Below are 22,232 nucleotides of genomic sequence, written 5' to 3'. Positions count from 1 at the left end.
TTCGATTCGAACAAAAAGGAACAAAAATGAAAAAGATCGAAATTTGAGGGCTGCCGTGCGTGTGTGCAGCCCTTTCACACAGGCCTCAGGGCCGGAAGAGGATGCTTCATGCAGCTGGCGTTGGACAGCATCAGCAAAAAAGTCGGGGCGCAGACCTGGCTGTACGACATGAACCTGTCGCTGCAGCCCAATGCCGTGACGGTGTTGCTGGGGGCGACCCAGGCGGGCAAGACCAGCCTGATGCGCATCATGGCGGGGCTGGATGTGCCCACCCATGGGCGCGTGTTGGTGGATGGCAAGGACGTGACGGGCACCCCCGTGCGCGACCGCAATGTGGCCATGGTCTACCAGCAGTTCATCAATTACCCCTCGATGAAGGTGGCGGCCAACATCGCATCGCCCCTGAAGCTGCGCGGCGAAAAGAACATCGACGCCCGCGTGCGTGAAATCGCCAGCCGCCTGCACATCGATATGTTTCTGGACCGCTACCCGGCCGAGCTGTCGGGCGGGCAGCAGCAGCGCGTGGCCCTGGCCCGCGCCCTGGCCAAAGGTGCGCCGCTGATGCTGCTGGACGAACCCCTGGTGAACTTGGACTACAAGCTGCGTGAAGAACTGCGCGAGGAGCTGACCCAGCTGTTTGCTGCCGGTCAGTCCACCGTGGTCTACGCCACCACCGAGCCGGGCGAGGCCCTGCTGCTGGGCGGCTACACGGCGGTGCTGGACGAAGGCCAGCTGCTGCAGTACGGCCCCACGGCTGAGGTGTTCCATGCGCCCAATTCGCTGCGCGTGGCGCGCGCTTTCAGCGACCCGCCGATGAATCTGATTGCCGCCTCGGCAACCCCTGCCGGGGTGCGCTTGCAGGGCGGCCTGGAGCTGAGCGTGCCGCTGCCACAAGGCGTGGCGGCAGCCGCCGGCCTCACCGTGGGCGTGCGCGCCAGTGCGCTGCGGGTTGCGGCCCGCCCGGGCGACGTCAGCGTGGCGGGGGTGGTGGAGCTGGCCGAAATTTCGGGCTCCGATACCTTTGTGCACGCGGCCACACCCTGGGGTGACCTGGTGGCGCAGCTGACCGGCGTGCATTACTTTGAACTGGGCACGCCCATCACGCTGCACCTGGACCCCGCCCAGGCCTACGTGTTTGGTGCCGACGGCCGACTGGCCTGGGCGCCCGCCCGGCCTGCTACCGCACAAGGAGGGCGCTGACATGGCCCGCATCAGCCTGGACTTGGCGCATTCGTACAAGCCCAACCCGCAGCAGGACAGCGACTACGCGCTGCTGCCGCTCAAGATGGAGTTCGAGGACGGCGGCGCCTATGCGCTGCTCGGCCCCTCGGGCTGCGGCAAGACCACCATGCTCAACATCATGTCGGGCCTGCTTGTGCCCTCGCATGGCAAGGTGCTGTTCGACGGCCGCGACGTGACGCGCGCCAGCCCGCAGGAGCGCAACATTGCGCAGGTGTTCCAGTTCCCCGTGATCTACGACACCATGACGGTGGCCGAGAACCTGGCTTTTCCGCTGCGCAACCGCAAGGTGCCCGAGGACCAGATCAAGCAGCGTGTGGGCGTGATCGCCGAGATGCTGGAGATGAGCGGCCAGCTCAACCAGCGCGCAGCAGGCCTCGCGGCCGACGCCAAGCAAAAGATCTCGCTCGGACGGGGCCTTGTGCGCGCTGACGTGGCGGCGGTGCTGTTCGACGAGCCGCTCACGGTGATCGACCCGCACCTCAAGTGGCAGCTGCGGCGCAAGCTCAAGCAGATCCACCACGAACTCAAGCTCACGCTGATCTATGTGACCCACGACCAGGTGGAGGCGCTGACCTTTGCCGACCAGGTGGTGGTGATGACGCGCGGCAAGGCCGTGCAGGTCGGCTCGGCGGACGCCTTGTTCGAGCGGCCTGCGCACACCTTCGTGGGGCACTTCATTGGTTCGCCGGGCATGAACTTCCTGCCAGCGCACAGCGAGGGCGACAGCCTCACCGTGGCAGGCAACCGCCTGGCCAGCCCCGTGGACCGCACACTGCCCGCTGGCGCCCTGCAGGTCGGCATCCGGCCCGAATACCTGGCGCTGGCCCAGCCGCAACAGGCCGGAGCACTGCCCGGCACGGTGGTGCAGGTGCAGGACATCGGCACCTACCAGATGCTGACCGCCAAGGTGGGCGAGCACACCGTCAAGGCGCGTTTCACGCCCGAAACGCGCCTGCCATCGGCCGGTGACACGGCCTGGCTGCAGGTGCTGGGCGAGCACACCTGCTTCTACCAAAATGAGGAGCTCCTGGGATGAGCACAACGACCAAGCCCGTCAACCAGAAAGCCTGGTTCCTGATCCTGCCCGTGATCCTGTGCGTGGCCTTCTCGGCCATCCTGCCGCTGATGACGGTGGTGAACTACTCGGTGCAGGACATCATCAGCCCCGAGCGCCGCGTGTTTGTGGGTACCGAGTGGTTCGTGCAGGTGATGCGCGACGAGGAGCTGCACGCCGCGCTGCTGCGCCAGCTCACCTTCTCGCTGGCCGTGCTGGCGGTGGAGATTCCGCTGGGCATCCTGCTGGCGCTGTCCATGCCCGCGCAGGGCTGGAAGTCGTCCGCCGTGCTGGTGGTGGTGGCGCTGTCGCTGCTGATTCCGTGGAACGTGGTCGGCACCATCTGGCAGATCTATGGCCGTGCCGACATCGGCCTCATGGGCCGGCTGCTGCAGGAGATGGGCATCGAGTACAGCTACACCGGCAATGCCACGCAGGCCTGGCTCACGGTGCTGCTGATGGATGTGTGGCACTGGACGCCGCTGGTCGCGCTGCTGGCGTTCGCGGGGCTGCGGTCCATTCCGGATGCGTACTACCAGGCGGCCCGCATCGACGGCGCGAGCAAGTTCGCAGTGTTCCGCTACATCCAGCTGCCCAAGATGCGTGGTGTGCTGATGATTGCCGTGCTGCTGCGCTTCATGGACAGCTTCATGATCTACACCGAGCCCTTCGTGCTCACCGGTGGCGGGCCTGGCAATGCCACCACCTTCCTGAGCCAGTACCTCACGACCAAGGCCGTGGGCCAGTTCGACCTGGGCCCTGCCGCAGCGTTCTCGCTGATCTATTTCTTCATCATCCTGCTGCTGTGCTTCATCCTCTACAACTGGATGCAGCGCGTGGGCACCGCCAGCAACGAAGGAGCCGGCCATGAATGAAAAGCGCTTCCAGAAGCGGTCGATCTTTCTGGTGGTCTACCTGCTGTTCGCACTGTTGCCCATCTACTGGATGGTCAACATGAGCTTCAAGACGAACGAGGAGATCCTGTCGACCTTCACGTTCTTCCCCCAGCACTTCACCTGGGCCAACTACAAGACCATCTTCACGGACGAGTCCTGGTATTCGGGCTACATCAACAGCCTGATCTATGTGGGCATCAACACGGTGATCTCGCTCACGGTGGCGCTGCCTGCGGCCTATGCGTTCAGCCGCTACCAGTTTCTGGGCGACAAGCATGTGTTCTTCTGGCTGCTGACCAACCGCATGACGCCACCGGCCGTGTTTTTGCTGCCGTTCTTCCAGCTGTACACGACCGTGGGGCTCATGGACACGCACATCGCGGTGGCGCTGGCGCACCTGTTGTTCAACGTGCCGCTGGCGGTGTGGATTCTCGAAGGCTTCATGAGCGGCATCCCGCGCGAGATCGACGAGACGGCCTACATCGACGGCTACAGCTTTCCGCGCTTTTTCGTGACCATCTTCCTGCCATTGATCAAGGCGGGCGTGGGTGTGGCGGCGTTCTTCTGCTTCATGTTCAGCTGGGTGGAGCTGCTGCTGGCCCGCACGCTGACCAGCGTGAACGCCAAGCCCATCGTGGCCACCATGACGCGCACGGTGAGCGCGAGCGGCATGGACTGGGCGACGCTGGCTGCCGCCGGGGTACTGACCATCGTGCCCGGCGCCATCGTGATCTGGTTTGTGCGGCACTACATCGCGAAGGGTTTCGCGATGGGCCGGGTTTGATATGAGGGGAAGCCGACCTATGAACTACAACAACCCGCAGCAGAGCGCGCTCTGCTTCCCAAGCCAGCGGCAGCCGCGGAGCGGGCTTTGCCCGGCCGCGGGCTGCGTCCCCCTGGGGGGAAGCGCCGCAGGCGCTCAGGGGGGTGCCCATGTTTGACTGGATGGCCTGGACGTTGCCCGTGGCGGTGTTCTTCACGTGCATCGTGCTGATGCTGATTGGCATGACGGTGTGGGAGGTCAAGTCGCCCACGACGATGCGCAAGGGCTTCTTGCCGCTGGAAACCACGCGCGGTGACCGCCTCTTTATCGGCCTGCTGTCGGCGGCCTACGTGAACCTGATTTTTGTGGGCATCAGCGGCAAGCTGGTCCAGTGGTTCAGCCTGTCGGCTGAGCCTTCGGTGTGGATCAGCTTTGTGGCGTCGATGGCGCTCTTGGTGCTGATCCTGCGCAAGGGTTGAAGCAAAAACAGCCGGTAGCGCTAGAGGAATGTGCGCTGCTAGCTATTGATTTTATAGTGTCGAAGGCCTGGCCTGGTTCCCCCCCGGGTTGGTGCCGGTCTACCAATGGGGGTCTCAATCTGAGAGGAGACAGCAATGAAGATGCAGTTCAAGGCGATCGCTTTCGCCGCCGCGGCTCTGGCGATGGGGCAGGCTGCCTGGGCCGGCGAGGCCGAGGCCAAGAAGTGGATCGACAGCGAATTCCAGCCATCTACGCTGAGCAAAGACCAGCAGATGGCCGAGATGAAGTGGTTCATCGACGCAGCCAAAAAACTCCAGGCCAAGGGCGTGAAGGAAATTTCGGTCGTTTCCGAAACCATCACCACGCACGAGTACGAATCCAAGACGCTCGCCAAGGCGTTTGAGGAAATTACCGGCATCAAGGTCAAGCACGACCTGATCCAGGAAGGGGACGTGGTCGAGAAGCTGCAGACCTCCATGCAGTCGGGCAAGTCCATCTATGACGGCTGGATCTCGGACTCGGACCTGATCGGCACGCACTACCGCTACGGCAAGATCATGAACCTGACCGACTACATGGGCGGCGCAGGCAAGGAGTGGACCAACCCCGGCATCGACATCAAGGACTACATCGGCACCAAGTTCACCACGGCGCCCGATGGCAAGCTGTACCAGCTGCCCGACCAGCAGTTCGCCAACCTGTACTGGTTCCGCGCCGACCTGTTCGACCGCAAGGACCTGAAGGACAAGTTCAAGGCCAAGTACGGCTACGACCTGGGCGTGCCGCTGAACTGGTCGGCCTATGAAGACATCGCCGAGTTCTTCACCAACGATGTGAAGAACATCGACGGCAAGCCGATCTATGGTCACATGGACTACGGCAAGAAGGACCCATCCCTGGGCTGGCGCTTTACCGATGCCTGGCTTTCCATGGCAGGTTCTGCCGACATCGGCACGCCCAACGGCTTGCCGATCGACGAGTGGGGCATCCGCGTGGCCGACGACAAGTGCACCCCCGTGGGCGCCAGCGTGGCCCGTGGCGGTGCGACCAACTCGCCCGCCGCCGTCTACGCCCTCACCAAGTACGTGGACTGGATGAAGAAGTACGCGCCCAAGGAAGCCACGGGCATGACCTTCGGCGAAGCCGGCCCTGTGCCCGCCCAGGGCCAGATCGCCCAGCAGATCTTCTGGTACACCGCCTTCACGGCCGACATGACCAAGCCCGGCCTGCCCGTGGTGAACGCTGACGGCACGCCCAAGTGGCGCATGGCCCCCGGCCCCAACGGCCCGTACTGGAAGCAGGGCATGCAGAACGGCTACCAGGACGTGGGCAGCTGGACCTTCTTCAAGGACCACGATGCCAACAAGACGGCTGCCGCCTGGCTCTACGCCCAGTTCGTGACCGCGAAGACCACGTCGCTGAAGAAGACCATGGTGGGCCTGACCCCGATCCGCGAGTCGGACATCCAGTCCAAGGCCATGACCGACATGGCACCCAAGCTGGGTGGCCTGGTGGAGTTCTACCGCAGCCCCGCCCGCGTGGCATGGTCGCCCACCGGCACCAACGTGCCTGACTACCCCAAGCTGGCCCAGCTCTGGTGGAAGAACGTGGCCCAGGCTGTGACGGGTGAAAAGACGCCCCAGGGCGCCATGGACACGCTGGCTGACGAAATGGACCAGGTGATGGCCCGTCTGGAGCGCGCCGGCATGGCCCACTGCGCGCCCAAGCTGAACCCCAAGAGCGATCCTTCCAAGTGGCTGAGCGACAAGCAGGCACCTTGGGCCAAGCTCGCCAATGAGAAGCCCAAGGGCCAGACGATTGCCTACAACACACTGCTGCAGGCGTGGAAGGACGGCAAGACGCGCTGATCCGCAGATCAAGGGGTTCTTGTAACCACCATTGATCGGCAGCCAGGGCTCACAAGGTCTCTGGCTGCCTTTTTTGCTCCATACCGCCCCGGCCTCCATGAGGTTTGGGGCGGGTTCTCACCCCGGGAGTGTCAGGAATTCAAGGGTAAACCCTTGGTTTTTACTCCGCCCATGGACAATCACCCCATGACCATTGCCACCGCTCCCCTCCCCACACGGCGCGCCGACCTCCTGGCCCGCCTGGCCCAGCCGCACCAATACGACCTCGCCGTGATCGGCGGGGGCGCGACGGGCCTGGGGGTGGCGCTGGATGCTGCGGCACGCGGCTTCAGCGTGGTGCTGGTGGATTCCCACGATTTCGCCAAAGGGACGTCGTCCCGCGCCACGAAGCTGGTGCATGGCGGAGTCCGTTACCTGGCGCAGGGCAATATCGCCCTGGTGCGCGAGGCGCTGCACGAGCGCACCACGCTGCTGCACAACGCCCCCCATCTGGCGCAGCCGCTGCCTTTCGTGATGCCGTCGTACCGTTTCTGGGAAACCCCCTTTTACGGCGTCGGACTGATGATGTACGACGCGCTGGCGGGCAAGGCAGGCCTGGGCTCCACCCAGTTCCTGGGGCGCGAGAGCACCCTGCGTTGCCTGCCCACTGCCCGGACCGAGGGCCTGAAAGGCGGGGTCAAATACTGGGACGGCCAGTTTGACGATGCGCGCCTGGCTCTGGCGCTGGCGCGCACGGCGGCCAGCCTGGGCGCCTTGGTGGTCAATTACTGTCCGGCCAAGTCGCTGGTCCACGAGGCCGGCAAGGTCGTGGGCTTTGTCTGCGAGGATGCGGACAGCGGTCAGCAGTTCACCGTACGCGCCCGGTCGGTGGTCAACGCCACGGGCGTGTGGGTGGACACCCTGCGTCAGATGGACGGCGAAGCCATGGGGCGGCCCGTCAAGCCCATGGTGGCGCCCAGCCAGGGCGTGCACATTGTGGTGGACCGGGAGTTCTTGCCGTCCGACCACGCCTTGATGGTGCCCAAGACGGCCGATGGCCGCGTGCTGTTTGCCGTGCCCTGGCTGGGCAAACTCATTCTGGGCACCACCGACAGCCCGCGCCAGGACGTGGTGCGGGAGCCCGAGCCCTTCCGGGAGGAGGTGCGGTTCATCCTGGAGGAATCTGCCCGCTACCTGACCCGCGCGCCCCGCGTCGAGGACATCCGCAGCATCTGGGTGGGCTTGCGCCCGCTGGTCAAGCCGCAAGACGACGACGGCGACAACACCAAGAAGATCAGCCGGGAGCACACGGTGCTGGCGAGCCGCAGCGGCCTGATCACCGTGACCGGCGGAAAGTGGACCACCTACCGGGCCATGGCCGAAGATGTGTTGCAAAAATGCTTCACCACGGGTCTGCTGCCCGAAAAGCCTGCCGGTGTGACGAACCAGTTGCCGCTGGTGGGCACGCCACGGGAGCCGGTCCAGCACCGGATCAGCGACGCCCAGGGGTTGCACTCCTACGGCAGCGAAGCGGCCGAGGTGCGGGCGATGCCAGGCGCACAAACAGATTTGGGCGGCGGCCTGACCGAGGCCATGGTGCGCTTTGCGGCCCGGTTTGAATATGCCTGCACGGTGGAGGATGTGCTGGCGCGCCGCTCGCGCCTGCTGTTCCTGGATGCCCGCAAGGCCATGGAGTTGGCGCCCGTCGTCGCCCGCATCCTGAGCGAGGAGCTGGGCTCCGACCCGCAACTGGACGCCTTCCTGGCGCTGGCGCCACAGTATCTGCATGTGCCTGCATAACACGGGCTTGACTTCCCGAAAGTGTTTTGCAATAATCGAGGGCTTCGCGTTTCTTACGTGAAGTTTCTGCCCAGCGGGAAGTGCTGCAAATGGTTTGCGGTGCGGACGACGGGCCCAAGACTGACTGGCTGATTTGCAGCCCTTGAGAAGTTCTCTGGGGCTGTTGTCTTCTGGTGCAAGTTGGGAATATTGAAATGATCCAGACAGAATCTCGGTTAGAGGTTGCCGACAATACCGGCGCCAAGTCCGTCCTTTGCATCAAGGTGCTGGGTGGCTCGAAGCGTCGCTATGCAAGCGTTGGCGACATCATCAAGGTGAGCATCAAAGAAGCCGCTCCACGTGGCCGCGTCAAAAAAGGCGAGGTTTACAGCGCAGTGGTGGTTCGCACGGCGAAGGGTATTCGTCGCGGCGACGGTTCGCTCGTCAAATTCGACGGCAATGCTGCAGTGTTGCTGAATGCAAAGTTGGAGCCTATCGGCACCCGCATCTTTGGACCCGTGACGCGTGAACTGCGTACCGAGAAGTTCATGAAGATCGTGTCCCTGGCTCCTGAAGTTCTCTAAGGACGCGCCATGAACAAGATTCGCAAGGGCGACGAAGTCATCGTGCTGACCGGCCGTGACAAGGGCAAGCGTGGCACCGTCACGCTGCGCAAGGATGACTCCCACCTCGTCATCGACGGCATCAACCTGGTCAAGAAGCACGCCAAGCCGAACCCCATGAAGGGTACGACCGGCGGCATCATCGAAAAGGCCATGCCGATTCACCAGTCCAACGTGGCCATCTTCAATGCCGCTACTGGCAAGGCTGATCGCGTGGGCATCAAGGTGCAGGCTGACGGCACACGCGTTCGCGTGTTCAAGTCCAGCGGCGCTGAAATCAAGGCGGCCTAAGGGGTAAACATGGCACGACTCCAAGACATTTACCGCGACAAGATCGCTCCCGAACTGACCAAGCAGTTCGGTTACACCTCGCCGATGCAGGTTCCCCGTCTGACCAAGATCACCCTGAACATGGGCGTGAGCGAAGCAGTCTCGGACAAGAAGGTGATGGACAACGCCGTGGCCGACCTGACCAAGATTGCCGGTCAGAAGCCTGTGGTGACCAAGGCCAAGAAGGCTATCGCCGGTTTCAAGATCCGCGAAGGCCAGGCCATCGGTTGCATGGTCACGCTGCGTGGCGTGCAGATGTATGAGTTCCTGGACCGTTTCGTGACCGTGGCTCTGCCCCGCGTTCGTGACTTCCGTGGTATCTCCGGTCGCGCTTTCGACGGCCGTGGCAACTACAACATCGGCGTCAAAGAACAGATCATCTTCCCTGAAATTGAGTACGACAAGGTTGACGCTTTGCGCGGTCTCAATATCAGCATCACCACGACGGCCAAGTCTGACGAAGAAGCCAAGGCGCTTCTCGCTGGTTTCCGTTTCCCGTTCAAGAACTGAGGCGAAGCATGGCTAAAGTAGCTTTGATCCAGCGCGAACTGAAGCGCGAAAAACTGGCAGCCAAGTACGCAACCAAGTATGCGGAACTGAAGGCAATCGCTGGCGATGCCAAGCGCAGCGACGAAGAGCGTGATGCAGCCCGTCTGGGCCTGCAAAAGCTCCCCCGCAATGCCAACCCCACGCGTCAGCGCAACCGTTGCGAAATCACCGGTCGTCCACGCGGCACCTTCCGTCAATTCGGTCTGGCTCGCGCCAAGATCCGCGAACTGGCTTTCAATGGCGACATCCCCGGTGTCACCAAGGCCAGCTGGTAAGCAGGCAGGAGAGATTAAACATGAGCATGAGTGATCCCATCGCTGACTTGCTGACCCGCATCCGTAATGCACAGATGGTCTCCAAGGCCACGGTTCTGGTGCCTTCTTCCAAAGTGAAGATCGCCATCGCCCAAGTGCTGAAGGACGAAGGTTATATCGACGGCTTCCAGGTCAAGACCGAAGCTGGCAAGTCCGAACTCGAAATTGCCCTGAAGTACTACGCAGGCCGTCCCGTGATTGAGCGCATCGAGCGCGTCAGCCGCCCTGGTCTGCGTGTCTACAAAGGCCGTGATTCCATTCCACAAGTCATGAACGGTCTGGGTGTGGCAATTGTCACGACGCCCAAGGGCGTGATGACCGATCGCAAGGCGCGCGCTACCGGTGTCGGTGGCGAAGTGCTCTGCTACGTGGCCTAACCCGCGGCATTGAGGAGAAACTGAAATGTCCCGAGTAGGAAAAATGCCCGTGACCATCCCCGCAGGTGTGGATGTGTCCGTGAAAAGCGACCAGATCTCCGTCAAGGGTTCTGGCGGCACCCTGTCGCTGGCGCAAAACGCGCTGGTGAAGGTGTCCAGCAATGATGGCAAGCTCAGCTTTGAGCCTGCCAATGATTCCCGCGAAGCCAACGCCATGAGCGGCACGATTCGCCAGTTGGTCAACAACATGGTGGTTGGTGTCAGCAAGGGCTTTGAAAAGAAGCTGAGCCTGGTGGGTGTGGGTTACAAGGCTGCTGCAGCCGGTTCCAAGCTCAATCTGGCCGTCGGTTATTCGCACCCGGTCAACATCGAGATGCCCGCTGGTATCACGGTTGCCACCCCTACGCCCACGGAAGTGGTGATCAAGGGTGCTGATCGTCAACGCGTCGGTCAGATCGCTGCTGAGATCCGTGCTGTTCGTCCACCCGAGCCCTACAAGGGCAAGGGCATCCGCTATGCGGACGAAAAGATCACGATCAAAGAGACCAAGAAGAAATAAGGAGCTGCAACATGTTGACCAAGAAAGAGCAGCGTCTTCGTCGTTCGCGTCAGACCCGCATCCGCATTGCACAGCAAGGCGTGGCGCGTCTCACCGTGAACCGTACGAACCTCCATATCTACGCCAGTGTGATTTCCGGCGACGGCAGCAAGGTGCTGGCAAGCGCTTCGACGGCAGAAGCCGACGTGCGCAAGTCGCTCGGCGGTTCGGGCAAGGGTGGCAACGCCGCTGCAGCCCAGGTCATCGGCAAGCGTATCGCTGAAAAGGCGAAGGCTGCAGGTGTCGAGAAGGTTGCATTTGATCGCGCAGGCTTTGCCTACCACGGTCGCGTCAAGGCTCTGGCCGACGCAGCCCGTGAAGCCGGCCTGCAGTTCTAAGCGGAGCGGAATACAAAATGGCTAAATTTCAACCCAAAGTGCAAGACGAAGGTCGTGACGACGGTCTGCGCGAAAAAATGATCGCGGTCAACCGCGTGACCAAAGTCGTGAAGGGTGGCCGTATCCTCGGTTTCGCTGCACTGACGGTGGTTGGCGACGGTGATGGCCGCGTGGGCATGGGCAAGGGCAAGTCCAAGGAAGTGCCTGCTGCTGTGCAAAAGGCGATGGAAGAAGCTCGCCGCAACATGGTCAAGGTGTCCCTGAAGAACGGCACCATCTATCACAACGTGACCGGCCACCACGGCGCGGCTGTCGTGATGATGGCTCCCGCTCCCAAGGGTACCGGTATCATCGCCGGCGGCCCGATGCGCGCAGTCTTTGAAGTGCTGGGTGTGACCGACATCGTGGCCAAGAGCCATGGTTCGTCCAATCCCTACAACATGGTCCGTGCTACCTTTGATGCGCTCGTCAATTCGACGACTCCGTCGAACGTTGCAGCCAAGCGCGGCAAGACAGTCGAAGACATCTTCGCCTGAACCGGAGCCTGAATATGACAACGCAACAAACCGTCAAGATTCAACTGGTGCGCAGCCCGATTGGCACCAAGGAATCGCACCGCGCCACCGTTCGTGGCCTGGGCCTGCGCAAGCTGAACAGCGTCAGCGAATTGAAGGATTCGCCCGAAGTTCGCGGCATGATTAACAAGATCAGCTACCTGGTCAAAATCGTCTGAGAGATAGATCATGGAACTCAATAGCATCAAGCCCGCAGACGGCGCCAAGCATGCCAAGCGCCGCGTAGGCCGTGGTATCGGCTCCGGCCTGGGCAAGACCGCTGGCCGTGGTCACAAGGGCCAAAAGTCCCGCTCCGGTGGCTACCACAAGGTGGGCTTCGAAGGCGGTCAAATGCCTCTGCAACGTCGCTTGCCCAAGCGTGGCTTCAAGTCGCACCTGCTCAAGTTCAATGCGGAAGTCACGCTGACAGCCCTGGACCAGCTGGGTCTGGCTGAAGTGGACGTTCTGGCACTGAAGCAAGCTGGTCTGGTTGGCGAGCTGGCCAAGGTGGTCAAGGTCATCAAGAGCGGTTCCCTGACCAAGGCAGTCAAGCTGTCTGGCGTGGGCGCTACGGCAGGTGCCAAGGCAGCCATCGAAGCTGCTGGCGGCAGCGTCGCCTGAGTGTGGCACTGAAGGAAGGTATCTGTGGCTACTAGCGCGGCTCAAATTGCAAAGACCGGAAAATTCGGCGACCTGCGTCGGCGTCTGGTTTTTCTGTTGCTGGCGCTGGTCGTGTACCGCATCGGGGCGCATATCCCCGTGCCGGGCATCGATCCAGCCCAACTTCAGCAGCTGTTCAGTGGCCAGCAGGGCGGCATCCTGAACCTGTTCAACATGTTCTCGGGTGGTGCGCTGTCGCGTTTCACGGTGTTTGCTCTGGGGATCATGCCGTACATCTCGGCATCGATCATCATGCAGCTGATGACGTACGTGCTGCCCGCCTTCGAGCAGTTGAAGAAGGAAGGCGAAGCCGGCCGCCGGAAGATCACGCAGTACACCCGCTATGGGACCCTGGGCTTGGCCCTGTTCCAATCGCTGGGTATTGCAGTAGCCCTTGAAAGCTCTGCAGGTCTGGTACTGAGCCCCGGTTTTGGCTTCCGCCTGACGGCAGTGGTCAGCCTCACAGCAGGAACGATGTTCCTGATGTGGCTGGGTGAGCAGATCACGGAGCGTGGTCTGGGCAACGGGATCTCGATCCTGATCTTCGGCGGCATCGCTGCCGGTCTGCCCAGCTCGATCGGTGGTCTTCTGGAATTGGTGCGCACCGGTGCAATGAGCATCCTCGCAGCGATCTTCATCGTCATCGTGGTGGGTCTCGTGACTTACTTCGTGGTGTTTGTGGAGCGTGGACAGCGCAAGATCCTGGTGAATTACGCACGACGACAAGTCGGCAACAAGGTGTATGGCGGCCAGTCGTCGCACTTGCCTTTGAAGCTGAACATGGCGGGTGTGATTCCTCCGATCTTCGCATCGTCGATCATCCTGCTGCCTGCAACCGTGGTGAACTGGTTCAGCGCTGGCGAATCGATGCGTTGGCTCAAGGACATCTCGGGTGCACTGACGCCAGGTCAGCCGATCTATGTGATGTTCTACGCTGCGGCGATCGTCTTCTTCTGCTTCTTCTACACGGCTTTGGTGTTCAACAGCCGCGAGACAGCAGATAACCTGAAAAAGAGCGGCGCGTTCATTCCGGGCATTCGTCCAGGTGAGCAAACTGCACGCTACATCGACAAGATCCTGGTTCGCCTGACGTTGGCGGGCGCGGTGTACATCACTTTTGTGTGTCTGCTGCCCGAGTTCCTGATCCTGAAGTACAACGTTCCGTTTTACTTTGGCGGAACCTCGCTGCTGATCATCGTGGTGGTGACCATGGACTTCATGGCCCAGGTTCAGAACTACATGATGTCGCAACAGTACGAATCGCTGCTCAAGAAGGCGAACTTCAAGGGCGGTGCAGGCGGTTGATGGCACCAAGGCGGCGCGCGGCGCTGTCTGCAAAGAGTTGGATATCGGTTGAATTGGCGCCCCACGATTTTCGCGGGCACAAATTGTGTTCCGTGCGAAGCAGCCGGGACGGATGGAAAAGTTTTAGGAGAATGCAATGAGAGTTTCGGCTTCGGTCAAAAAAATCTGCCGCAACTGCAAGATCATCCGCCGCAAGGGTGTGGTGCGTGTGATCTGCACGGATCTGCGTCACAAGCAGCGCCAAGGTTGATTGGAAAGTATTAGAGGACGCATATGGCACGTATCGCTGGCATTAACATTCCGCCGCATAAGCACGCGGAAATCGGTTTGACCGCCATTTTTGGCATCGGTCGCACCCGCGCTCGCAAGATCTGCGAAGCAACTGGTATCGCTTACTCCAAGAAGATCAAGGATCTGACGGACAGCGATCTGGAAAAAATTCGCGAGCAAATCGAGCAGTTCACCATTGAAGGTGACCTGCGCCGCGAAACCACGATGAACATCAAGCGTTTGATGGACATCGGCTGCTATCGTGGCTTCCGCCATCGCCGCGGTCTGCCAATGCGTGGTCAGCGCACTCGTACCAATGCACGCACTCGCAAGGGTCCGCGCAAGGGTGCTGCTGCACTGAAGAAATAAAGATTGAAAGATCATCATGGCTAAGTCTCCTGCCAATAACGCAGCTCAGCGCGTCCGCAAGAAGGTCCGGAAGAACGTTTCGGACGGCATTGCCCACGTGCACGCCTCGTTCAACAACACCATCATCACGATCACCGATCGCCAGGGCAACGCTCTGTCGTGGGCTTCGTCCGGTGGCCAAGGTTTCAAGGGCTCGCGCAAGTCCACCCCCTTCGCAGCCCAGGTGGCTTCCGAAGTGGCCGGCCGCGCTGCCATCGATCAAGGTATCAAGAACCTTGATGTGGAAATCAAGGGCCCAGGTCCTGGTCGTGAGTCGTCGGTGCGCGCACTGGGCGCACTGGGCATCCGCATCACATCGATCTCCGATGTGACCCCGGTGCCTCACAACGGCTGCCGCCCTCAAAAGCGCCGTCGTATCTAATTTCTCTCTAAGCCCACCGCCGCCTGTGAACGCGCAAGCGCCTCAGGCGGCTCCCGCAATGGTTTGCGGCAGATGACACAAAGGAAGCTCAAGTGGCACGTTACCTCGGCCCCAAGGCCAAACTCTCCCGCCGTGAAGGCACCGACCTGTTCCTGAAGAGCGCACGTCGCTCCATCGCGGACAAATCCAAGTTCGACTCCAAGCCCGGCCAACATGGCCGCACTTCGGGCGCCCGCACCTCTGACTACGGTCTGCAACTGCGTGAAAAGCAGAAGGTCAAGCGTATGTACGGCGTGCTGGAAAAGCAGTTCCGCCGCTACTTTGAAGCTGCTGACGGCAAGAAGGGCAACACCGGCGCCAACCTGCTGTTCCTGCTGGAATCGCGTCTGGACAACGTCGTGTACCGCATGGGTTTCGGCTCCACCCGCGCTGAAGCGCGCCAGCTGGTGTCCCACAAGGCCATCACGGTGAACGGCAAGTCGGTGAACATCGCTTCGTACCTGGTGAAGGTCGGCGACGTGGTGGCTGTCCGCGAAAAGTCCAAGAAGCAAGCCCGCGTGGTCGAGGCTCTGCAACTGGCAGCCCAAGTGGGCATGCCTGCCTGGGTGGAAGTGAACGCCGACAAGGCCGAAGGCGTGTTCAAGAAGGTGCCCGACCGCGACGAGTTCGGCGCTGACATCAACGAATCGCTGATCGTTGAGTTGTACTCGCGTTAATCCGTAGAGTACGGAAGTATTTCAAGCAAACCGTCCCTGAACCGCGAGGCATCGCGGTTTAGGTGCTTCACCAGCCTTACCGGTGTAACGAGCTGGGGGTATTGAGAGGAAGTCTGAATGCAAACCAATTTGCTGAAACCCAAGGCGATCAATGTCGAGCAGCTTGGCCATAACCGTGCCAAGGTCGCACTGGAGCCGTTCGAGCGTGGGTACGGCCACACGCTGGGCAATGCCATCCGGCGCGTCCTGCTCTCGTCCATGGTGGGTTACGCAGCGACGGAAGTCACGATTGCAGGCGTTCTGCACGAGTATTCGTCCATCGACGGCGTTCAAGAGGACGTGGTCAACATTCTGTTGAACCTCAAGGGCGTGGTGTTCAAGCTCCACAACCGTGACGAAGTGACACTGAGCCTGCGCAAAGACGGCGAAGGGGTGGTCACTGCCCGTGATATCCAGACCCCTCACGACGTGGAAATCGTCAACCCGGATCACGTGATCGCCAACCTGTCTGCCGGCGGTAAGCTGGACATGCAGATCAAGGTGGAGAAGGGTCGCGGCTACGTGCCCGGTAACCTGCGCCGCTACGCCGACGAATCGACCAAGTCGATTGGCCGCATTGTGCTGGACGCTTCGTTCTCCCCCGTGAAGCGCGTGAGCTACACCGTGGAAAGCGCCCGTGTGGAGCAGCGTACCGACCTGGACAAGCTGGTGGTCGAGATCGAAACCAACGGCGCGATCACTGCCGAAGATGCTGTGCGCGCATCGGCCAAGATTCTGGTGGAGCAGCTGGCGGTATTCGCACAGCTCGAAGGCGGCGAACTGGCTGCGTTCGATGCACCTGCAGGCCCACGTGGCAACGCGACGTTCGATCCGATCCTGCTGCGTCCCGTGGACGAGCTGGAACTGACCGTGCGTTCTGCCAACTGCTTGAAGGCGGAGAACATCTATTACATCGGTGACCTGATCCAGCGCACCGAGAACGAGCTGCTCAAGACGCCTAACCTGGGCCGCAAGTCGCTCAACGAAATCAAGGAAGTGCTGGCATCGCGCGGCCTCACCTTGGGCATGAAGCTTGAGAACTGGCCTCCAGCAGGTCTGGACAAGCGTTAAGCCAAAGCTATAATCGAAGGCTGCCCAAAGTTTGGGCGCCCGGTTTGATGTCCCCCGCAAGGGGGACTTTTCGTTCCCCACGGGGAACAGTGCCTCGGACAGTACCTGATCCGGCTGCCCGATTTAATTACATAGACAGTAGAAAGAAAGCACCATGCGCCACGGACACGGCCTTCGCAAACTCAACCGCACCAGCTCGCACCGCCTCGCGATGCTGCAGAACATGATGAACTCGCTCATCGAGCACGAAGTCATCAAGACCACCGTTCCCAAGGCCAAGGAACTGCGCCGCGTGATCGAGCCCATGATCACTCTGGCCAAGGAAGACTCCGTGGCCAACCGCCGCCTGGCTTTCAACCGTCTGCGCGACCGTGACAGCGTGACCAAGCTGTTCAACGACCTGGGCCCCCGTTTCAAGGTGCGTCCTGGTGGCTACACCCGCATCCTGAAGATGGGCTTCCGCGTGGGCGACAATGCGCCTATGGCCCTGGTCGAACTGGTCGACCGTGCTGCAGAAACCGAAAATAATTCGGCAGCAGCTGAATAATAGGGTATAATTTACTTCTTACCGCGCGATGGAGCAGTCTGGTAGCTCGTTGGGCTCATAACCCAAAGGTCGGAGGTTCAAATCCTTCTCGCGCAACCAAAACATAGCAATCCTTGCTAAAGCAAACCGCCCACTACCCAGTGGGCGTTTTTGTTTGTGCGCCCGATGGTTGACGCGCTAGGCGCTGCCGAGGGTGGATTGCCTTCGCGGTCTCCTGTTCAGACTGCTGTGGAGGTGCCCGACTACCGCGACGTTTCCGACGGGCTCAATGGGCAAAAAGATCCGCCTTCGCGGCTTTGGTGATGGCCACCACACAAGGGTGGGTGATGCGCCTTTCGACGGAGATGGCAAAGAACTCCTCCACCAGTTCGGAGGAGCGCCCGATGACTTCCACGCCAAACTGGGCCGTGGTCTCCTCGTCCAGTACGGAGGGGGAGGTGAAGATGCCCCGGCCTTCACGTCCAAACGCATTCATTAACGCACTGTCGTCGAACTCACCGACCAGGCGGGGCTGCAGTTGGTGCTTGTTCAGCCAATGGTCGAGCTGCTGGCGCACGGACGACATGGGGCCTTGAATGAGCATGGGCGCGCCATGCAGGCACTGTGGGAAGGGTCCCTCCAGCTGGGCCCTCAAGGCGGGGGCGCACAGAAAACTCATGCTGCTGGTGCCCAGCGGGTGGTTGAAGGCCTTGACGCCGATCTTGTTGGACACCGGCTCATCGGCCAGCACCAGGTCCAGCCGGTGCAGGCTCAACTGCGCAATCAGTTCGGGAAACTTGCCCTCATGGCAGGTCATGTGCACGCGCTGCGGCATGCCCAGCGCAGGCTCCAGCAGGTGGTAGGCGACGGATTTGGCAATCGAGTCGGCCACGCCCACCCGGAACTCCAGGGGCTTCTCCTGCCCCCGCGCCAGCCTGATGGATTTTTCCAGCTCGTCCCCCAGCGCAAAGATCTGCTCAGCATAGCCCAGTGCCACGCGGCCCTCGCTGGTCAGCTCCAGGCCGCGCCCCCGCTTGCGGAACAGGTCGTGGCCCAGCCATTCTTCCAGCTGCTTGATCTGGCCAGACAGCGTTTGCGGGGTGGTGTTCAGCTGCTCACCCGCCCGCATCACGCCGCCTGCCTTGGCCACCGTCCAGAAGTAACGCAAGTGCTTGAAATTCATGAAGACCTCAAAGCTTCGAAAAAATCGAAGAACAAAACACGATAAAACGAATATACGCGAAGTATGAAACTCCCTACATTGACGTTTGGCAGCTTCCGTGGCGATCTGCGCTGCGGCCTGGAGCTGCCTGTGTTCACAAGGAGTAGCAACGATGCGTATCACGACCCGAGGACAGCTGGCGGTATCCGCCATGACCGACCTGGCCCTGCGCCAGAAGATGCGGCCCGTGCCCTTGTCCACCATCAGCGCGCGGCAGGGCATTTCCCTTTCGTACCTGGAGCAGCTGTTCAGCGCGCTGCGCCGTGCCGGTCTCGTGGACAGCACCCGTGGGCCAGGCGGCGGCTACACGCTGGCGCGGCGGTCCGAGCAGGTGTCGGTGGCCGAAATCATCCTGGCGGTGGAGAACCTCAAGAACGACGAGCTGCAGAACCTCGGCGCCGGCCAGGCTGCGCAGGTCAAATCCATGACGGGCGAGCTGTGGACCAGCTTCAACTCCCGCGTGATGGAATACCTGCAGTCGGTGACGCTGCAGGACTTGGTGGACCAGGCCCTGAAGCAGGGCACGGTGGTGGAGGAAAAGGCCCCAGCTGCCCGGACCAAGCTGCCCCTGGCGCCCAAGCCCCGTCCACTGATGGCGCGGGTCAATGTGCCCAACTCGGTGTTTGCCTTGGGGAGCATGCCGATCCTGCAGCGCCGCTGAGGCGAACGGACCCTGCGGTGGTGCAAGGCGTCGGGTGCGGCGCCAAGCTCACCGAGGCTGGCGCAGCGGCAGGCTGCCTGGCTGTCGATGGCTACGCTACAACTGGTGTGCGAGCTGCTTGATCCCTCGGATCAGCATCTCGACCGAGATCGCGACCAGGATCAGGCCCATCAGGCGTTCAAACGCCATCACCACGCGTTCGCCCACCAGGCGCTGGATGCGTTCGGCCAGCAAGAGCACCACGGCGCACACCGCCATGGTGACGCACAGCGCGCCCACCCATTCCCAGCGGCGCTCCGGAGCCTGTGCCACCAGCAGCATGACGGTGGCCAGTGCCGAAGGGCCTGCCAGCGCTGGGATGGCCAGCGGCACAATCAGCGGCTCGCCCGGCAGCTCCGCCTGCGGACCGTCTGCCGACGGAAAGATCATGCGCAGTGCGATCAAAAACAGCACCACGGCGCCGGCAATCTGCAGCGACAGGTCGCTCAGGTTCATCACCCGCAGAAACTCCGCCCCGAAGAACAGGAACACCAGCAGCAAGGCAAACGCAATCAGCACCTCCCGCAGGATCACCCGCGCCCGGCGCTCGGGCGCCACGCCCCGCAGGGCATTGGCAAAGATGGGGATGTTGCCCAGCGGATCGGTGATCAGCAGGAGCAGGATGGTGGCCGAGGCGAAGGTGTAGCTCACGTTGCGTACACCGCGTCCAGCGAGCGAAAGCCCTTGATCTCGATCGGATTGCCGCTGGGGTCGTGGAAGAACATCGTCCACTGCTCGCCGGGCTGGCCTTCAAAGCGCACCTGCGGCTCCAGCACGAAGGCGGTGCCGGCGGCCTTCAACCGCGCGGCCAGTGCATGCCAGTCGGGCAGTTCCAAAATGGCGCCGAAGTGCGGCATGGGGACCAGGTGGTCCCCCACATGCCCGGTGCGGGCGCTGGCAAACGGTGTGCCCAGGTGCAACGAGATCTGATGGCCAAAAAAATCGAAGTCCACCCAGGTGTCGGTGCTTCGGCCTTCCTGGCAGCCCAGCACGCCGCCGTAAAAGCGGCGGGCGGCGTCCAGGTCGGTGACGTGAAAGGCGAGGTGAAAGAGGCTGCGCATCCCGCGGAGGATAGCAGCCAGGGGCCACGCCGTGGCGTGGCCGGGAGGTCGCTCAGGCGACCGACGGATCGGCGGCCATGTTGTCAAACTTCTTGAAGTACTGGCGCGCCATGGCCACCAACTGGGCGTCTGTCGGATGGTCGGCGGCCACCGAGTCCACCACCACACCGGCCACGGCCGCATGGTGCTTGGCGGCCCAGTCGCGGAACTGATTGCGCACCAGGCCCGGGCCGGCCAGCAGCACCTCGCGGGTGTGGCTCAGGGCCTGGGCCACTTCGGCAAAAAACGGCGCGAGGTCCTCGGCCTTGCCTTGGTGCTTGTGGTGGCTGCGGGACTTGATGCGCTGGGCTTCGGCGTGCTCGCGGTCGAACATCACCACATGGGCTTCGGATTGGTCCATCCAGACAACGGCGTGAAAAGTGCTCATGAATCGGCTTTCTTGAAGTGATGACAAAAACGGGAAGGAAGAGGGGCGGAGCGGGCGAACCTGCTCACGCAGCATGCGGGTGTTGCTCGGCCTTTTCCTGGCAATGCACGCAGCGCGCTGCCTCGGGTTGGGCATGCAGGCGGGCGGCGGTGATGTGGGCGCCGCAGTCTGTGCACTCGCCATATGTGCCCGCTTCGATGCGGGCGAGGGCGGCTTCGACAGCGGCCAAGTGCGCGGTTTCGCGTTCGCCCAGGGCAAATTCCAGTTCGCGCTCGGTGGCCACCTGGGCGCGTGGGTCTTCCGGTTGCCCAAAGTGTTCAGCGGCCACTTCGGCGCGACCGATGACGCCGCCGCGCTGTGCGGCCAACTGGGCCAGCAACTCGGACTGCTGGTTCAGCAACTGCTGGCGAAATGGGGCGGCTTGGGTCTTGTCCATGCGGGGTCTCCTCGGGGTGATCGGATACCTGCATGGTGCGCCTGTGCGCGGCGCGGTGGGTTGACCAAGGTCAAGGGATGGCGCGCGGTGTCACTGCCCGGTGACACCGCTGCGGGGAGGGCTCAGCGCTTGGGCGGGCGCGCCAGCATTTCGGCGGTGTTGGTCTTGCGGTCCGTGTTCACGCGCTGCACATGGGGGCGCTCGGCCATGCGGGCCAGGTAGTCGCGCACGGGCAGGTCGGCCAGATAGTCCTTGCCGTAGATGATCTTGGTGGCGGAGCTGACCAGCGGCAAGTGCACGATGGCCGCGCAGTCGGCCATGGTGAAGGTGTCGCCGCCCACGTAGGGGCTGAACTTGGCCAGCTGGCCGAAGGCGGCAATGTTCTTCTGCAGCTGTACTCCCACCTTTTCCTTGGCGGTGTCGCTCACGGTGCCGCCAAAGAACGCTTGCGGATACAGGTTGCGTGCCACCAGCTCCAGGTGCAACTCCAGAAAGGTGATCAGCTCGCGCACCTTGGCGGCCTGGTACGGGTCGGCAGGGATCAGCGGGTGCTCGGGGTGGGCGGCTTCAATGTAGTCGGCCATCACCGCGGACTCACACAGCGGTCCCTGCGGCGTGCGCAGGTAGGGCACCTTGCCCAGCGGGCTGGCGCTGCGGTCGGTCTCGCCCACCCAGGCCAGTTCTTCGGTGAACGGCAGGCCCTTTTCGAGCAGGGCCAGCTTGACCTTGTTGTAGTAGTTGCTGGCCGAAAAGCCGCAGAGTGTGAGCATGACGTGTCTCCTTGTTTGTGGTGTGGGCAGGCGCACATCCTAGGTGGGCGTTTGGCGCGAAGCGGTCACGCAGATGACCCGCGCGCCGGTCGGTGTGAGCTGCGCACCTACAATGGCGCCTCCATGTCCTTGCCGTCCCTGCAAACCCTTCGCAGCCTTCGCTGGCTCGCCCGCCTGGTGCTGGCGTGGTTTGTGTTGTCGATCGGCGTGGCTGTGGCGTCGCCGCTGGTGCATCCGCAGGCCATGGAGCTGATTTGCTCGGGCTCGGGCGCCATCAAGGTGCTGGTCAAGACCGACGACGGCGCCAAGGAACTGTCCAGCCACACCCTGGACTGCCCGTTGTGCGCGCATGTGGGCGCTCCCCCTCCCGCATCCCAGGCCCAGCTGCCTGTGGTTCACCCCCTGGCGCATGCCCTGCGCCCCATCCCTGCCGCGCACATTGCAGCGCGCACTGCCGCGCCGCTGCCGCCGCGCGGGCCCCCATCGCTCTCCTGA

General features: G+C 62.1%; 32 protein-coding genes and 1 tRNA gene. 27 read left to right on the top strand and 6 right to left on the bottom strand.

Annotation, left to right across the window (positions count from 1 at the left end; genetic code table 11):
• Positions 1-108: 108 nt before the first annotated feature.
• The 25 genes from ACOYR4_RS21020 (at position 109) to ACOYR4_RS20900 (ending at position 17,241) form a co-directional block, all read left to right on the top strand.
• Positions 109-1,200 (top strand): ABC transporter ATP-binding protein, encoded by a 1,092-nt coding sequence (locus ACOYR4_RS21020; RefSeq protein WP_015016026.1) that lies wholly within the window; start codon positions 109-111, stop codon positions 1,198-1,200.
• 1 nt (position 1,201) lies between these two features.
• Positions 1,202-2,278: an ABC transporter ATP-binding protein gene (locus ACOYR4_RS21015; RefSeq protein WP_422847921.1), complete on the top strand. Its 1,077-nt coding sequence runs from the start codon at positions 1,202-1,204 to the stop codon at positions 2,276-2,278.
• Positions 2,275-3,171 carry a carbohydrate ABC transporter permease gene (locus tag ACOYR4_RS21010; RefSeq protein ID WP_110961794.1) on the top strand — a complete coding sequence of 299 codons (897 nt, stop codon included), beginning with the start codon at positions 2,275-2,277 and terminating at the stop codon, positions 3,169-3,171. Before ACOYR4_RS21015 ends, ACOYR4_RS21010 begins: the two co-directional genes overlap by 4 nt.
• Complete coding sequence (locus tag ACOYR4_RS21005) at positions 3,164-3,976, top strand: carbohydrate ABC transporter permease (protein WP_015016023.1); 813 nt, start codon at positions 3,164-3,166, stop codon at positions 3,974-3,976. The genes ACOYR4_RS21010 and ACOYR4_RS21005 overlap by 8 nt, the downstream gene beginning before the upstream one ends.
• Positions 3,977-4,125: 149 nt before the next feature.
• The gene (locus ACOYR4_RS21000) at positions 4,126-4,434 is read left to right on the top strand and encodes a DUF2160 domain-containing protein (RefSeq protein WP_422847920.1); all 309 of its coding nucleotides are present in this window, start codon (positions 4,126-4,128) and stop codon (positions 4,432-4,434) included.
• 135 nt (positions 4,435-4,569) lie between these two features.
• Complete coding sequence (locus ACOYR4_RS20995; RefSeq protein WP_015016021.1) at positions 4,570-6,303, top strand: ABC transporter substrate-binding protein; 1,734 nt, start codon at positions 4,570-4,572, stop codon at positions 6,301-6,303.
• A gap of 186 nt (positions 6,304-6,489) precedes the next feature.
• Complete coding sequence (locus ACOYR4_RS20990; protein ID WP_422847919.1) at positions 6,490-8,082, top strand: FAD-dependent oxidoreductase; 1,593 nt, start codon at positions 6,490-6,492, stop codon at positions 8,080-8,082.
• Positions 8,083-8,276: 194 nt separating this feature from the next.
• Complete coding sequence (gene rplN, locus ACOYR4_RS20985) at positions 8,277-8,645, top strand: 50S ribosomal protein L14 (RefSeq protein WP_007861702.1); 369 nt, start codon at positions 8,277-8,279, stop codon at positions 8,643-8,645.
• A 9-nt stretch (positions 8,646-8,654) separates the two neighbouring features.
• Positions 8,655-8,975: a 50S ribosomal protein L24 gene (gene rplX, locus ACOYR4_RS20980; RefSeq protein WP_060987447.1), complete on the top strand. Its 321-nt coding sequence runs from the start codon at positions 8,655-8,657 to the stop codon at positions 8,973-8,975.
• Between the two features lie 9 nt (positions 8,976-8,984).
• Entirely contained in the window at positions 8,985-9,524 is a 540-nt protein-coding gene (gene rplE / locus ACOYR4_RS20975; protein ID WP_015016018.1) for a 50S ribosomal protein L5, read from the top strand.
• Positions 9,525-9,532: 8 nt separating this feature from the next.
• Entirely contained in the window at positions 9,533-9,838 is a 306-nt protein-coding gene (gene rpsN / locus ACOYR4_RS20970) for a 30S ribosomal protein S14 (RefSeq protein WP_015016017.1), read from the top strand.
• Between the two features lie 20 nt (positions 9,839-9,858).
• Positions 9,859-10,254, top strand: a complete 396-nt coding sequence (gene rpsH / locus ACOYR4_RS20965; protein ID WP_005793636.1) for a 30S ribosomal protein S8 — start codon at positions 9,859-9,861, stop codon at positions 10,252-10,254.
• A gap of 25 nt (positions 10,255-10,279) precedes the next feature.
• Positions 10,280-10,813: a 50S ribosomal protein L6 gene (rplF, locus tag ACOYR4_RS20960; RefSeq protein WP_015016016.1), complete on the top strand. Its 534-nt coding sequence runs from the start codon at positions 10,280-10,282 to the stop codon at positions 10,811-10,813.
• A gap of 11 nt (positions 10,814-10,824) precedes the next feature.
• The gene (gene rplR / locus ACOYR4_RS20955) at positions 10,825-11,190 is read left to right on the top strand and encodes a 50S ribosomal protein L18 (RefSeq protein ID WP_015016015.1); all 366 of its coding nucleotides are present in this window, start codon (positions 10,825-10,827) and stop codon (positions 11,188-11,190) included.
• Positions 11,191-11,207: 17 nt separating this feature from the next.
• Positions 11,208-11,726 carry a 30S ribosomal protein S5 gene (rpsE, locus tag ACOYR4_RS20950; protein ID WP_015016014.1) on the top strand — a complete coding sequence of 173 codons (519 nt, stop codon included), beginning with the start codon at positions 11,208-11,210 and terminating at the stop codon, positions 11,724-11,726.
• A 14-nt stretch (positions 11,727-11,740) separates the two neighbouring features.
• Positions 11,741-11,923: a 50S ribosomal protein L30 gene (gene rpmD / locus ACOYR4_RS20945; protein ID WP_005793644.1), complete on the top strand. Its 183-nt coding sequence runs from the start codon at positions 11,741-11,743 to the stop codon at positions 11,921-11,923.
• A 10-nt stretch (positions 11,924-11,933) separates the two neighbouring features.
• Positions 11,934-12,365 (top strand): 50S ribosomal protein L15, encoded by a 432-nt coding sequence (gene rplO / locus ACOYR4_RS20940; protein WP_015016013.1) that lies wholly within the window; start codon positions 11,934-11,936, stop codon positions 12,363-12,365.
• A gap of 24 nt (positions 12,366-12,389) precedes the next feature.
• Positions 12,390-13,709: a preprotein translocase subunit SecY gene (gene secY / locus ACOYR4_RS20935; RefSeq protein ID WP_015016012.1), complete on the top strand. Its 1,320-nt coding sequence runs from the start codon at positions 12,390-12,392 to the stop codon at positions 13,707-13,709.
• Positions 13,710-13,845: 136 nt separating this feature from the next.
• Positions 13,846-13,959 carry a 50S ribosomal protein L36 gene (rpmJ, locus tag ACOYR4_RS20930; protein WP_005793651.1) on the top strand — a complete coding sequence of 38 codons (114 nt, stop codon included), beginning with the start codon at positions 13,846-13,848 and terminating at the stop codon, positions 13,957-13,959.
• A gap of 23 nt (positions 13,960-13,982) precedes the next feature.
• Complete coding sequence (gene rpsM, locus ACOYR4_RS20925; protein WP_060987448.1) at positions 13,983-14,348, top strand: 30S ribosomal protein S13; 366 nt, start codon at positions 13,983-13,985, stop codon at positions 14,346-14,348.
• 16 nt (positions 14,349-14,364) lie between these two features.
• Positions 14,365-14,769: a 30S ribosomal protein S11 gene (rpsK, locus tag ACOYR4_RS20920; protein WP_005793662.1), complete on the top strand. Its 405-nt coding sequence runs from the start codon at positions 14,365-14,367 to the stop codon at positions 14,767-14,769.
• 92 nt (positions 14,770-14,861) lie between these two features.
• Positions 14,862-15,485, top strand: a complete 624-nt coding sequence (gene rpsD / locus ACOYR4_RS20915; RefSeq protein ID WP_015016011.1) for a 30S ribosomal protein S4 — start codon at positions 14,862-14,864, stop codon at positions 15,483-15,485.
• Positions 15,486-15,602: 117 nt separating this feature from the next.
• On the top strand, positions 15,603-16,595 hold the full coding sequence (locus ACOYR4_RS20910; RefSeq protein ID WP_005793666.1) for a DNA-directed RNA polymerase subunit alpha: 993 nt from the start codon (positions 15,603-15,605) through the stop codon (positions 16,593-16,595).
• Between the two features lie 154 nt (positions 16,596-16,749).
• Positions 16,750-17,142, top strand: a complete 393-nt coding sequence (gene rplQ / locus ACOYR4_RS20905) for a 50S ribosomal protein L17 (RefSeq protein ID WP_008906513.1) — start codon at positions 16,750-16,752, stop codon at positions 17,140-17,142.
• Positions 17,143-17,164: 22 nt separating this feature from the next.
• Positions 17,165-17,241: transfer RNA gene (locus tag ACOYR4_RS20900), tRNA-Met, on the top strand.
• Between the two features lie 166 nt (positions 17,242-17,407).
• Here ACOYR4_RS20900 and nhaR read toward each other — a convergent pair.
• Entirely contained in the window at positions 17,408-18,304 is an 897-nt protein-coding gene (nhaR, locus tag ACOYR4_RS20895) for a transcriptional activator NhaR (RefSeq protein ID WP_110961795.1), read from the bottom strand.
• 151 nt (positions 18,305-18,455) lie between these two features.
• Between nhaR and ACOYR4_RS20890 the strand changes: the two genes are divergently transcribed.
• Entirely contained in the window at positions 18,456-19,004 is a 549-nt protein-coding gene (locus ACOYR4_RS20890; RefSeq protein ID WP_422847918.1) for an Rrf2 family transcriptional regulator, read from the top strand.
• A gap of 96 nt (positions 19,005-19,100) precedes the next feature.
• Here ACOYR4_RS20890 and ACOYR4_RS20885 read toward each other — a convergent pair whose 3' ends face one another.
• The 5 genes from ACOYR4_RS20885 to ACOYR4_RS20865 all read right to left on the bottom strand — a co-directional run bounded on the left by ACOYR4_RS20885 (position 19,101) and on the right by ACOYR4_RS20865 (position 21,737).
• Positions 19,101-19,694: a MarC family protein gene (locus ACOYR4_RS20885; RefSeq protein ID WP_015016008.1), complete on the bottom strand. Its 594-nt coding sequence runs from the start codon at positions 19,692-19,694 to the stop codon at positions 19,101-19,103.
• Positions 19,691-20,104, bottom strand: a complete 414-nt coding sequence (locus tag ACOYR4_RS20880; RefSeq protein WP_110961797.1) for a VOC family protein — start codon at positions 20,102-20,104, stop codon at positions 19,691-19,693. Before ACOYR4_RS20880 ends, ACOYR4_RS20885 begins: the two co-directional genes overlap by 4 nt.
• A 52-nt stretch (positions 20,105-20,156) precedes the next feature.
• Positions 20,157-20,531: a hypothetical protein gene (locus tag ACOYR4_RS20875; protein ID WP_060987451.1), complete on the bottom strand. Its 375-nt coding sequence runs from the start codon at positions 20,529-20,531 to the stop codon at positions 20,157-20,159.
• Between the two features lie 64 nt (positions 20,532-20,595).
• Positions 20,596-20,967, bottom strand: coding sequence for a TraR/DksA family transcriptional regulator (locus ACOYR4_RS20870; RefSeq protein ID WP_422847917.1), 372 nt, complete (start codon positions 20,965-20,967; stop codon positions 20,596-20,598).
• 122 nt (positions 20,968-21,089) lie between these two features.
• Positions 21,090-21,737: a glutathione S-transferase gene (locus ACOYR4_RS20865; RefSeq protein WP_422847916.1), complete on the bottom strand. Its 648-nt coding sequence runs from the start codon at positions 21,735-21,737 to the stop codon at positions 21,090-21,092.
• 123 nt (positions 21,738-21,860) lie between these two features.
• Between ACOYR4_RS20865 and ACOYR4_RS20860 the strand changes: the two genes are divergently transcribed.
• The gene (locus ACOYR4_RS20860; RefSeq protein ID WP_209820522.1) at positions 21,861-22,232 is read left to right on the top strand and encodes a DUF2946 family protein; all 372 of its coding nucleotides are present in this window, start codon (positions 21,861-21,863) and stop codon (positions 22,230-22,232) included.

Source organism: Acidovorax sp. M14 (genome assembly GCF_049331375.1).
Lineage (GTDB): Bacteria > Pseudomonadota > Gammaproteobacteria > Burkholderiales > Burkholderiaceae_C > Acidovorax.
This window is presented reverse-complemented; position numbering and strand designations above follow the sequence as displayed.

Excerpts from the sequence above, each read along its gene's own strand:
- ACOYR4_RS20875 (WP_060987451.1), bottom strand. The coding sequence starts at position 20,531 with ATGAGCACTTTTCACGCCGTTGTCTGGATGGACCAATCCGAAGCCCAT.
- ACOYR4_RS21005 (WP_015016023.1), top strand. The coding sequence starts at position 3,164 with ATGAATGAAAAGCGCTTCCAGAAGCGGTCGATCTTTCTGGTGGTCTAC.
- ACOYR4_RS20890 (WP_422847918.1), top strand. The coding sequence starts at position 18,456 with ATGCGTATCACGACCCGAGGACAGCTGGCGGTATCCGCCATGACCGAC.
- rpsE (WP_015016014.1), top strand. The coding sequence starts at position 11,208 with ATGGCTAAATTTCAACCCAAAGTGCAAGACGAAGGTCGTGACGACGGT.
- rpmJ (WP_005793651.1), top strand. The coding sequence starts at position 13,846 with ATGAGAGTTTCGGCTTCGGTCAAAAAAATCTGCCGCAACTGCAAGATC.
- ACOYR4_RS20910 (WP_005793666.1), top strand. The coding sequence starts at position 15,603 with ATGCAAACCAATTTGCTGAAACCCAAGGCGATCAATGTCGAGCAGCTT.
- ACOYR4_RS20865 (WP_422847916.1), bottom strand. The coding sequence starts at position 21,737 with ATGCTCACACTCTGCGGCTTTTCGGCCAGCAACTACTACAACAAGGTC.
- ACOYR4_RS21020 (WP_015016026.1), top strand. The coding sequence starts at position 109 with ATGCAGCTGGCGTTGGACAGCATCAGCAAAAAAGTCGGGGCGCAGACC.
- rplR (WP_015016015.1), top strand. The coding sequence starts at position 10,825 with ATGTTGACCAAGAAAGAGCAGCGTCTTCGTCGTTCGCGTCAGACCCGC.
- rplQ (WP_008906513.1), top strand. The coding sequence starts at position 16,750 with ATGCGCCACGGACACGGCCTTCGCAAACTCAACCGCACCAGCTCGCAC.
- rpsN (WP_015016017.1), top strand. The coding sequence starts at position 9,533 with ATGGCTAAAGTAGCTTTGATCCAGCGCGAACTGAAGCGCGAAAAACTG.
- ACOYR4_RS21000 (WP_422847920.1), top strand. The coding sequence starts at position 4,126 with ATGTTTGACTGGATGGCCTGGACGTTGCCCGTGGCGGTGTTCTTCACG.
- rpsM (WP_060987448.1), top strand. The coding sequence starts at position 13,983 with ATGGCACGTATCGCTGGCATTAACATTCCGCCGCATAAGCACGCGGAA.
- ACOYR4_RS20870 (WP_422847917.1), bottom strand. The coding sequence starts at position 20,967 with ATGGACAAGACCCAAGCCGCCCCATTTCGCCAGCAGTTGCTGAACCAG.
- rplO (WP_015016013.1), top strand. The coding sequence starts at position 11,934 with ATGGAACTCAATAGCATCAAGCCCGCAGACGGCGCCAAGCATGCCAAG.
- rpmD (WP_005793644.1), top strand. The coding sequence starts at position 11,741 with ATGACAACGCAACAAACCGTCAAGATTCAACTGGTGCGCAGCCCGATT.
- rplN (WP_007861702.1), top strand. The coding sequence starts at position 8,277 with ATGATCCAGACAGAATCTCGGTTAGAGGTTGCCGACAATACCGGCGCC.
- rplE (WP_015016018.1), top strand. The coding sequence starts at position 8,985 with ATGGCACGACTCCAAGACATTTACCGCGACAAGATCGCTCCCGAACTG.
- ACOYR4_RS21010 (WP_110961794.1), top strand. The coding sequence starts at position 2,275 with ATGAGCACAACGACCAAGCCCGTCAACCAGAAAGCCTGGTTCCTGATC.
- rplF (WP_015016016.1), top strand. The coding sequence starts at position 10,280 with ATGTCCCGAGTAGGAAAAATGCCCGTGACCATCCCCGCAGGTGTGGAT.
- nhaR (WP_110961795.1), bottom strand. The coding sequence starts at position 18,304 with ATGAATTTCAAGCACTTGCGTTACTTCTGGACGGTGGCCAAGGCAGGC.
- ACOYR4_RS21015 (WP_422847921.1), top strand. The coding sequence starts at position 1,202 with ATGGCCCGCATCAGCCTGGACTTGGCGCATTCGTACAAGCCCAACCCG.
- ACOYR4_RS20860 (WP_209820522.1), top strand. The coding sequence starts at position 21,861 with ATGTCCTTGCCGTCCCTGCAAACCCTTCGCAGCCTTCGCTGGCTCGCC.
- rplX (WP_060987447.1), top strand. The coding sequence starts at position 8,655 with ATGAACAAGATTCGCAAGGGCGACGAAGTCATCGTGCTGACCGGCCGT.
- ACOYR4_RS20995 (WP_015016021.1), top strand. The coding sequence starts at position 4,570 with ATGAAGATGCAGTTCAAGGCGATCGCTTTCGCCGCCGCGGCTCTGGCG.
- rpsK (WP_005793662.1), top strand. The coding sequence starts at position 14,365 with ATGGCTAAGTCTCCTGCCAATAACGCAGCTCAGCGCGTCCGCAAGAAG.
- rpsH (WP_005793636.1), top strand. The coding sequence starts at position 9,859 with ATGAGCATGAGTGATCCCATCGCTGACTTGCTGACCCGCATCCGTAAT.
- ACOYR4_RS20990 (WP_422847919.1), top strand. The coding sequence starts at position 6,490 with ATGACCATTGCCACCGCTCCCCTCCCCACACGGCGCGCCGACCTCCTG.
- ACOYR4_RS20880 (WP_110961797.1), bottom strand. The coding sequence starts at position 20,104 with ATGCGCAGCCTCTTTCACCTCGCCTTTCACGTCACCGACCTGGACGCC.